The organism is Pseudomonadota bacterium (genome assembly GCA_008501635.1).
Classification (GTDB): Bacteria; Pseudomonadota; Gammaproteobacteria; order QQUJ01; family QQUJ01; genus QQUJ01.
In genome coordinates this window covers 1-10,014 of record QQUJ01000008.1, presented here as the reverse complement: position 1 = coordinate 10,014, position 10,014 = coordinate 1, and the positions used below count along the sequence as shown (strand labels likewise).

The following is a 10,014-nucleotide window of genomic DNA, read 5'->3' as shown; positions in this document are numbered from 1 at the left end:
TCCAGCAGATGACGAAAATTGAGAATCGTCGTCTCGTCGGGAACCGGCTCACGCCCAAGGTCAATGCCGGCGAAAAGACACATGGAGCGAGATTCATACAACGCTTCCTCGGCGCCTGGATCCGACAGGTTGAACCAGTGTTGGAGGAAGTAGATGCGCAACATCCGTTCCAGTTCAATGGGGGGGCGCCCGTTTCCCGCTTTGGGGTAGTGGGGTTCGATGAGCTCACAAAGCTGATCCCATGGAACCACAGCATCCATCTCCGAGAGAAACTTCTCTCGCCGGGTTGGTTTTCGAAATTGCTCAAATTCCCCCGCGGCAAATGTTTGCTGTTTCATCGTTTTCTACCGGTTCCAAATAATGCGTGTATTGTCGCAAACTTTGGGACTTAATCAGAGATGCCTTAGTTTTTGAACGACTGTCATTGCGAGTCGGTACGTAAGCTGCCATTACCGTCAAGTGGACCGTTCGGAAGCAGGTTCTCTGGCGTTCTCGTAGAACGAGACCGGGTTCATTTTCCCGGTGATTCGTGTTCGCCCAGCAAGTGGCCTGATAGGCTCAACTCCCCACATCAAACGTGGCTCACTTCCAGGGCTACGCTCAAGAGGGCTTGAGCAAGGATGGGTCCTATCCCTCCGCTCACATATCCAATCCGCTCATTCCGGGCCTGCGAATGTCCAGGACCAGACAACCTCGGGGGCCGCTGCGACAGGCACGGAGTCCGCCTAGCTCGCCTCACGGCCGCGTCTGCCGTGAAACCATTCCCGCATCGACTGAATGGCATAGTAGAGCGCGGGGATGACAAAAAGGCCGATCAGCGTCGCGCCGAGCATGCCGCCGATGACGGTCACGCCGATGGCATTCTGCGCACCCGCCCCCGCCCCGGTGGAAAGGGTCAGTGGCAATACGCCGGAGATGAATGAGAGCGCGGTCATCAGAACTGCACGGAACCGCGCCCTGGCCCCGTTCGCAGCCGCCTCGCGCGGCGACTGGCCCTCTTCCGAGCGCTCCCTGGCGAATTCCACGATCAGGATCGCGTTTTTTGCCGCAAGGCCTATCAACAGCACAAGACCGATCTGGACATACAGGCTTGTTGGCATGCCCAGCAGAAACACCGCGAGCAGCGCGCCAAACGCCGCCGTGCCGAGCGACAGGATGATTGCCACCGGCAGCATCCAGCTCTCGTAGAGCGCGACGAGAAAGAGGTACGCGAAGAGCAGCGCCATGCCGAAGATCACCACTTCGCTCCCGCTGGTCTGCGACTCCTGCAAGGTCAGACCGGACCAGGCGACGTCGTAGCCGTCCGGCAGCGTTTCCGAAGCGATGCGCTGGATCGCATCCATCGCTACCCTGGTGCTGAATCCGGGGGCGACCAGGCCGTTGACCTGCGCCGACTCATAGAGGTTGTAGCGTTGGACGGTGTAAGGACCCAGGTCGTCGCGTAGGGTGATCACGTTCTCGATTGGGACCATGCGGCCCTGTTTGTTGCGCACGCTGAGGGCCAGAATGTCCGCGGCCGTGGCGCGATAGGGCGCGTCGGCGGACATCCGGACCTGAAACACCCGCCCGCCGAAGTTGAAATCATTGATGTAGCGGGCGCTGAAATGGGCGCCGATGGTGTCGTAGATGTCGCTGATGCTAAGGCCCAGACGTTCGGCGCGGAGGCGGTCCACCTCGACATAGAGCTGTGGCACGGAGGCCGAGTAGGTCGAGTTCAGCCCGGCGATCGCGGGATCCTGGTTGGCAGCGCCGACGAGCGCGGCCAACGCCGAGGCTACCTCCTGAGGTGATTGTCCCTCGAGCGCCTGCAGCCGCATATCGAGCCCGCCCACGACGCCGACACCCGGAATTGCCGGAGGTGCGAATACGCCGATGATCGCGCCGGGAATGGTCGAGAATTGCCTGTTCAGCTGACCGGCCAGAGCGCCGACCCGCAACCCGGGCGAGGTCCGCTCTTCCCAGGGGTCGAGCGCAACCACCACCATTCCGCCATTGGGCACCAGCGTGCCCTGGAGGATCGAGAAACCGGCAACCGAGATCGTCTGGTCCACGCCGTCCGTTGCATCGAGTGTCGCGGTGATCTGTGCGAGGATTTCCTCGGTCCGTGACAGCGAGGCCGCGTCGGGCAACTGCACGTTGACGAAGAGCGCGCCCTGGTCCTCGTCCGGCAGGAACGTGCCCGGCATTGTGCTAAAGAGCCAGAGCGCACCGGCGAAACAGGCGGCGAGCACGACCAGTGGCACTGGCCAGACCTTGATAATCTCACTGACGCTGCGACTGTAGGCGTCGCGCGTCACTTCGATCATCCGGCCGATAGCGTGCAAAAGCCCACGCCGCGAGCCGCTATCAGGTTTGCGCATCAGCACCGCGGCCAGGGCCGGGCTCAGCGTCAGTGCCACGATGGACGAAACCACAAGTGCCGAACCCACGGTGACCGCAAACTCGCGGTAAAGCTGGCCGTTGATGCCGGGAAGGAAGGCGGTGGGCGTCACCACCGCCAGAAGCACCAGGGTGGTTGAGATGATCGGTGCCGTAATCTGCTCCATCGCGCGCTTCGCGGCATCGCGGCTACTCAACGCCGGTTCATCCTCCATCACGCGCTGGACGTTCTCAACGACCAGGATCGCGTCGTCGACCACCAGACCAATGGCCAGCACCAGGGCAAGCAGCGAGATGATATTGATCGAATATCCCAGCACCAGCAAAACCGCCAGTGCGCCCAGAAGCGACACCGGGATCGCAACCGCCGTGACAACGGTTGCACGCCAGTCACGAAGGAACAGGAACACCACCAGCATCACGATGATGAACGCCTCGACGAGAATTTCCAGGATCAGCGAGATGCTGGAACTGACGAACTTTGTCGCGTCGTAAATGACGCGATATTCCAATCCTGCGGGAAAACGCTCGGCCAGGCCATCCAGTGTTGCGAGCACCGCATCGCGGGTCGTCAGTGCGTTGCCACCGGGTGCCTGGTTAATCTGGATCATCGTAGCTTCAAGCGTACCGACCCGCGCGGTGGCGTCGTAGCTTTGGGCGCCGAGTTCGATTCGGGCGATATCCGAGAGGCGAATAATCGCGCCGCCCGCGCCCTCGCGTATCACGATGTTCTCAAAGGCTTTCTGAGTCGATAGCCGACCCTCTCCGATGATGGTGTACTGTAACGCGACATCCCCGGTGGAGGGAGGTGCACCGACAGTGCCGAGCGAGGCCTGGACGTTCTGGCGCTGAACCGCATTCGACACGTCCGTGGGTGTGATGCCGAGCTTCTCCATCCGTGGCTGTTCGAGCCAGATACGCATAGCGTATTCCGACGTGCCGATGGACGACGCCTCGCCCACGCCGTCCACGCGCACCAGCGGGTCGATCAGCCGTGTGGCAGCGTAGTTCGCGATCTCGAGATCGCTCATGCTGCCGTCGGGCGCGACCAGGGCAATGGCGAGCAGGAAATCGGGCGAACGTGCGCCAACCGTGACGCCCTGCTGCTGCACCTGGGTCGGCAGCTGCGACATGGCGGTCTGCAGGGCGTTCTGCACATCCACCTGCGCGAGGTCAGGATCGGTGCCGACTGCGAAGGTGATCGTCAGCGAATAAAACCCGGCATTGGAGCTCGTCGAGGTCATGTAGAGCATATCGTCGACGCTGTTCACCGCCGCTTCGATCGGGGATGCCACAACTTCGGCGATAGTGGTCGCATCGGCGCCCGGATAGGCGGCCCTGACGCTTATCGTCGGCGGCGTGATGTTCGGATATTGCTGAATCGGCAGGAGTTGCAGCGCAATCGCGCCAACGATCGAGATCAACAGAGAGATGACGATCGCAAAGCGGACCCGCTCGATGAAGAAGTGCGACATCAGTCGCCCTTCCGCGCAGCGGCACCCGGCGTAACCGTCACGCCATCAAAGAGACGCTGGAGCCCCTGAACGACGACAACCTCACCCGCCTCCAGACCGCCGGTGACAGCCCAACCGCCCTGGACCAGCGAGTCGACCTCGATCCGGCGCTGCGCGACGGTGTCGTTCTCGCCAAGGACATAGACATAGCGGCCATCGCGATCCTGGAGTACCGCCGTTTGCGGCACGACAGGGAGCACCGGCGGGTCGGCCGGCCCGACGACAACGTCGACGAACTGGCCGGGGATCAGCAGCCTGTCGGAATTCTTAACGATCAGCCGCACCGGGACGGTGGCAGTGACCGGATCCGCCTCGTTCGCGATGAATTCGATCCGTGCGGGCTCGCTGTAGATCTCGCCATTGGCGAGATCCAGCCGGAAGACCACGTCCGGTACATTGCCATTCGCGATCTCGCGACGGATATCGAGCAGGACACGGTCGGAAATCGAGAAGACGACCCGCACCGGATCGGTATTGACCAGTCGGGCCAACGGACCCGAGGTCGGCCCAACCAGCGCGCCCCGCGAAAAGAGCTCACGCCCTATTTCACCTGCAAAAGGCGCCACAATCTCGACATAACTCAGTTCGATCCGCGCCTTCTCGAGACTGGCCACGGCGATCTCTACGCCGGCCCTGGCCACAGCCTGTGCCGCAACCGCAGCTTCCAGAGTAGACTGCGCGGCAACTTCGCGTTCCCGCAAGCTCTGCTGGCGAGAAAGCTCCTGGTTGGCGTTCAGTAGCTGAGCTTCAGCCTGCGCCAGTCGTGCCTCGGCACCGGCGACCGCAGCCGCATACAGCGCGGACTCGATCCTGAACAGTACATCGCCCCCAGAGACCTGATCACCTGCCTCGAACGCGATCTCGTCAATGAAGCCCTGCACCCGCGCGATGATATCGACTTCCTGGATCGCCTCAACGATTCCGCTGAAGCGATCCGGATCGGAAATCGCCTGCGCCGAGACCTTAGCTACGACGACAGCCGGTGGCGGAGGCCGGCCTTGCGCGGAAACGTTCGCGGCGGACGCTAGAAGCACTATTGCGAACGCGAGCATGGCGTGTATACGAATAGGCATCATGGATCTAACCTTGTCCGGAATACACACGCGTTTGCGCGCAGATGCGAGGGGACGCCTTTCATTACTTTTTTCACGGGATCTCCTGTTTTTCTTGAGGAACCTCACTATTCACTCTATCGGCGACCTTGTTTTAGTCACGCGTTGCAACGATGGCTGTACGCCTGGCCGCTGCCGAGTACAAGGCTATCGCAGCATTCGGCGGTGGACACAACAGCTGCGCCGCCGGGTCGAACCGGTCACCGCCTTGCCGGCGTCAGTCCGATTTGCGGTCACCCTCAGGCTCATCGGTGAGGGTGCCGTTATCTTTACTGATGGCATCGCGCAATAAATCGGATAAACGAATCACCCCTAGCAGACGACGCTGCCCATCGACAACCGGGATGTCCTCGACACGACGGTCCAGGTGCTCCTGGAACAGGTCATGCTGATACAGAATGTCGTCAATATCCTCATCGATTCCGGCACACATCACTTGATCATCCATATGATCAGCCACGCTACCCAATGTGATCCGCTCGATCAGTTCACGCAGGCTGAGCGTGGGGTGCATCTTGGCCAACAGCAGGGTGGCCACATGCCAGAAACCCAGATGCCCGCAGACCTGCCCTTCGGCGTCCAGAACAAACAGATCACGCCCTTCGGGGTCATCCAACAGCAAGCGTGCAGCGTGCTGAAGACTGCAGTCGCCGGCGACGGTCAATGGTTTGACCGGATGAGTTTTGAGCCATTCACTGATCTTCATGTGGACTCCTTACGTTTTGGTGGTTTCAGCAGCCTGACCGAGTTCACCGGCTCTCGACAGCCCAAAACGTGTGGCCACTGCACCAAAGGTTTCGGTCAGCAGCGTGGTGGCGGTGACGATATTGATGATCAGCAGCGCGGAATCCTCAAGGCTTGGCACTCCGGTGAGCATCAGTGCCATACCGATGGCCACACCTCCCTGAGGTAGCATGATCAGGCCCACATTATGGCTGATCACTCGTGGCGCACCCGCAAGTTGCGCGCCGATCATCGCACCGACAATTTGTCCGCCCGCCCTGAGTAGAAAATACAACACAATCAGCCCGGCGTGACTGAACACCACCGCAGGCGCGAAATGCAGCCCGGCAAGGGTGAAGAACAGTACATAGACCACTTCCTGAAGCTGCTCAAGTGGCCGAAACAGGGGCTCGGAATGCGCGCCAGCGAACATTCGGGTGGAAAAACCAAGCGCCATCGCGGCCAGCAGCGGTGAAAAATGCCAGGCGTCAGCCAGCCCGGTGAGCAGGATGATGACACCCAGCAAGGCCACCAGCTTTAACTCCTGCTCTGGCAGGTAGCGAGCGCCGCGCTCTAACACATAGCCGCCAGCCGTCCCCAGGCCGATTGCCGCAACGATTTCCCAGATGACCATTGGAATCGCGGAGACAAAACCGGTGCTTTCAATGGCTGCCAGTACCAGCGAGAAAATCACCAGCGCCAGCGCATCGTCAAGCGCGACCATGGCCAGCAGCGCAGTGGTGAGCGGGCCGGTGGCCCGATATTGGTGAATAATGGCCATAATGGCGCCGGGAGCGGTGGTGGTGGCAATCGCGGCAAGCAGTAAGGCCAGCGTCCAGGCGGGCACATCGGCAACGGTTGTGCCCAAGAGCGTAAAGCCTACCAACACTGCCACAAAGCTACCGCTGACCTTGCCCAGTGTGGCGCTGACGATCATCCAGCCGAGTTGGCGCAACTGCGAGATGGTGGCAGCCCCGCCGATCAGATAAGCGATGATTCCGAGGGTGACGGCAACAATCGACTGGGTCCATTCGTTGGCTTCAATCCCTAACGGGCCACCCAGAAAATCGGGTGCGAACAGTACGCCTGCGAGTATGTACCCGACCACGCGGGGCACATGAAAGAGGTAGCTGCCCAGTACGCCGAGCATCAGCCCGGTGATCATCAGCGAGCCGATCAGCAAGATTTCCACGTAACCGCCATCATCTTGAGTTGTTGGATGTTATGTTGATCGTGAATGGGTAATTGCCAAGGCCACGAGTCACCTAGCGAGCGTACCACCGCTGATGCGCTCATTTCAGAAGCTGTCGATGTCGAAGGTGGTGCACCGAGGCGACCCCATCATCTCTGGTTGAGCCACGCTGTCAGCCTGATTGAAAATTGAAGAAAGTTGTGGGCTACTTATTTAATTAGAACCTATCTCAGAATCACGAGCGGCCGGCCCTTCGGGTTGGCCCCAGAGGTGCGCTGGCGGTGTTCTCGACTTGCCAATAGCGTTGCTATTGGCTGCGCCTTCGGGCCTACCCAGCGCACCTCTGGGGGTCAACACAGCACGCGCGGGATTCTGAGATAGGCTCTAACCCATCATAAGGGCACGGCCCTGTTCAATTCATTGTTGAGAAATCAGGACTCGATGGCCCGGTCTTTGCGGGAATAGTGATGTCCGGGATTTTTCCACGCCCGAACCAGCTCCGTAATGCCAGCCTTCTTGATAATCTGCTGCGTGGCCTGCAAAGCATCGGCAATCACTTTCTCTTCATCGATCCTGGTGGAGCGCCCCTCAGAAACGATATGTTGCCCATCGACCACAACGTGGCAGACGTCAGAACCACGCACAGAACTGGTCAGGCAGCAGACCGCTCTGGTAGCGGGCTGGTTGTGGGGACCGCGTAAATCGACAGAAATAAAATCGGCTAATGCACCTGCTTTCAACACCCCGACATTCTTTCTCAACATTTGTCCACCGTTACGACAAGCGAGGTCCAGCATGAGTTCAGCACTTGTAGACTCAGCATCGTATTCACGCAAATGTTGCAGCATCTGTGCTGACTTCATCGACTCAAACATGTCCTGACCCGCCACCGCGACACCGTCGGTGCCTAGGGTAACATTCACTCCGGCGCGCAGTAGCGGCCCCAGCTTTATGATTCCCGATGCCAGAAACTGATTGGAGACAGGGTTATGAATAATCGTGGATTTCGCATTACCCAGTAGTTCGATTTCTTCTTCATCCAGCCAGATGCCATGCGCAAAAGTTGTTCTGTCACTGAGGATGCCGTTGTCGTGCAACCACTTAACCGGTCGCTGGCCGTGAATCGATTCGTGGATTTCAACCTCAAATTTGGATTCACTCAGATGAGAATGCCAGCTGACATCATAGCGTTCTGCCAACTCCAGGCAGGCCTGCATCAACTCTTTGTCGAGATAGACGACATTTTCAGGCGTGGGCCAGATTTGCACCAAACTGCTGGCCGGTTGCTGCTTTAAACAAGCCTCAGTAATTTCAAGCTCTTCTTTTACACTGTATCTGAAGAGCCGCTCATCACTGTTCATGCGCCGCCCTCCCTCAACCATCGGGCCGAATGTACCGCGCGCAACCGCGCCGCGAATACCAACACGCTCCATGGTTTTTGCGACCGCGATAGTGGTTGCTTCATCCACTGGCCCATAGTGATTATCAACCACTGACGTGGTGCCGGAAAGCGCCGAGTTCAGCGCAGATAATTCAACCGCTGCCAGAGCGTTTTTTGCATCCAGCGCGGCTGCCAGCGGCAGCATGAAGTTCGACAACCATGGCAGTAAAGACATGCCATCACCCAGGGTTCTGCCTAAGAGCTGAAACTGATGGCTGTGAGCATCAATTAAACCCGGCATTATCAAAGTGCCAGAACAATCAACGGTGTGTTTAACTTTTCCACAGCTTGCGGCTACCTCAGCGGCAGGTCCGATGGCGGTGATGCTGTTGCCAACAACGGCAATCGCACCGTTACGAATCACCGGTTGATCTTCATTTAAGGTATACAGGTCTGCCCCGGTAAACAGTAGGTCGACATTATCTAGCATGGCTATTTACCCTCTTAAATAGTGACTTCTGCTCTGTCTTTAGCATTTTTTTCCGAAGGGAAAGACTCTTTGGTCAACAGGGCGGCGACAACTCCGATAGCAACCGCATAAACCAGCAACATCATGGCTGATTGAAAATCAGCGACAGTAGGGGCAGCGGCATCGATACCCGTTGTGCCGACGAGTGTGGCCCAGATACCGGCGCCGGAAAGTGCCAGCCCCGGTATTGCCATCAAAACACCCGTCCAGAAAAACTGCATGGTATTGACAAATGCGCTGGAGGTGCCGACCAGTGATTCAGGAACCAGGCTGCCGGCGATTGGGTAATTCATCGCGGTACTCGCCGCAAACAAACCAATGAAGAAGAAGGTCGTCTTGCTGGCCATGGACGGATCAAGAATGACGTAAGCGAGCAGCGCAGCATGGAAAATGGCAGGGATCACCGCCAGGGGCTTGTTCCTTTTTATCCGCTCAGAAGTCCACACCCACAAGGGCGCGCCAAACAACAAACCCAGAAAAGCAAAGCTGGAAATGGCAACGGCTTCAAAAACAGTCATGCCGGTTTCGGCCAAAAAAATCGGGCCCCATACAAGGCTGACGCTGAGGTGCACGCCGAAGGTCATACCAGCATGAACCGAGTTGAGCCACAGGTGGGGGCGCACCACAATATGCCTCAGGGATTTCAATACCTCGCTCAAAAGCTGTTTTGTACCTGTCCATTGCGGTTTTTCCAGATCAGGCAGCCGCGGCTCGCGCATAAAAAGCAACATCAGAATAGAAATGGCCAGGATGATGACGGCAATGGCATTCAGGCTGAATGACCAGCCGTAATCTTCCACAATGTAGCGTGTTACATTCTGATTAAAGAATGAGCCGAATGCCCCTGCGGCCTGTACCAGGGCAAACATGAAACCAAAGCGTCCCCAGCCAAACCACTTGCCACCGACCATACCCGCACCGACAAAGGCAAACGCATGGCCTACCGCGATACAAATATTAGGGAACGTCTGAATAAGTTATGCAAACCAGCACGGCCGATTCAATATGTTTGTGTTTTTCATCATAAGGAGCGTTTGCAGGCAGTATTCGGCTCAACATGGGCCGTTTTCTAGCCGTTTTGTGCGCCGTTGCGGTTTATCAGGCGCACCAATCCTATGTCGGGCATCGCAATCGTCGCCGCGCCAGGTACAGATTGGTCAATGCACTCAGTACAAACAAGGCAT

The 10,014-nt window shown here is 58.2% G+C and carries 7 protein-coding genes; all 7 read right to left on the bottom strand.

Annotated features, from left to right (window positions below; genetic code table 11):
• Positions 1-338 (bottom strand): transposase (locus tag DWQ09_02405; protein KAA3629925.1); only part of this gene is annotated, 338 nt, incomplete at its 3' end.
• A gap of 387 nt (positions 339-725) precedes the next feature.
• Positions 726-3,857: an AcrB/AcrD/AcrF family protein gene (locus DWQ09_02400; GenBank protein KAA3629924.1), complete on the bottom strand. Its 3,132-nt coding sequence runs from the start codon at positions 3,855-3,857 to the stop codon at positions 726-728.
• Positions 3,854-4,969 carry an efflux RND transporter periplasmic adaptor subunit gene (locus DWQ09_02395; GenBank protein ID KAA3629923.1) on the bottom strand — a complete coding sequence of 372 codons (1,116 nt, stop codon included), beginning with the start codon at positions 4,967-4,969 and terminating at the stop codon, positions 3,854-3,856. The genes DWQ09_02400 and DWQ09_02395 overlap by 4 nt, the downstream gene beginning before the upstream one ends.
• A 253-nt stretch (positions 4,970-5,222) precedes the next feature.
• On the bottom strand, positions 5,223-5,711 hold the full coding sequence (locus tag DWQ09_02390; protein ID KAA3629922.1) for a CBS domain-containing protein: 489 nt from the start codon (positions 5,709-5,711) through the stop codon (positions 5,223-5,225).
• 9 nt (positions 5,712-5,720) lie between these two features.
• A complete protein-coding gene (locus DWQ09_02385; protein KAA3629921.1) occupies positions 5,721-6,920 on the bottom strand; it encodes a hypothetical protein in 1,200 nt (399 codons plus the stop codon).
• A gap of 431 nt (positions 6,921-7,351) precedes the next feature.
• Positions 7,352-8,791 carry a hypothetical protein gene (locus DWQ09_02380; GenBank protein ID KAA3629920.1) on the bottom strand — a complete coding sequence of 480 codons (1,440 nt, stop codon included), beginning with the start codon at positions 8,789-8,791 and terminating at the stop codon, positions 7,352-7,354.
• A 14-nt stretch (positions 8,792-8,805) separates the two neighbouring features.
• Positions 8,806-9,804, bottom strand: coding sequence for an MFS transporter (locus tag DWQ09_02375; GenBank protein ID KAA3629919.1), 999 nt, complete (start codon positions 9,802-9,804; stop codon positions 8,806-8,808).
• Between the last annotated feature and the right edge of the window lie 210 nt (positions 9,805-10,014).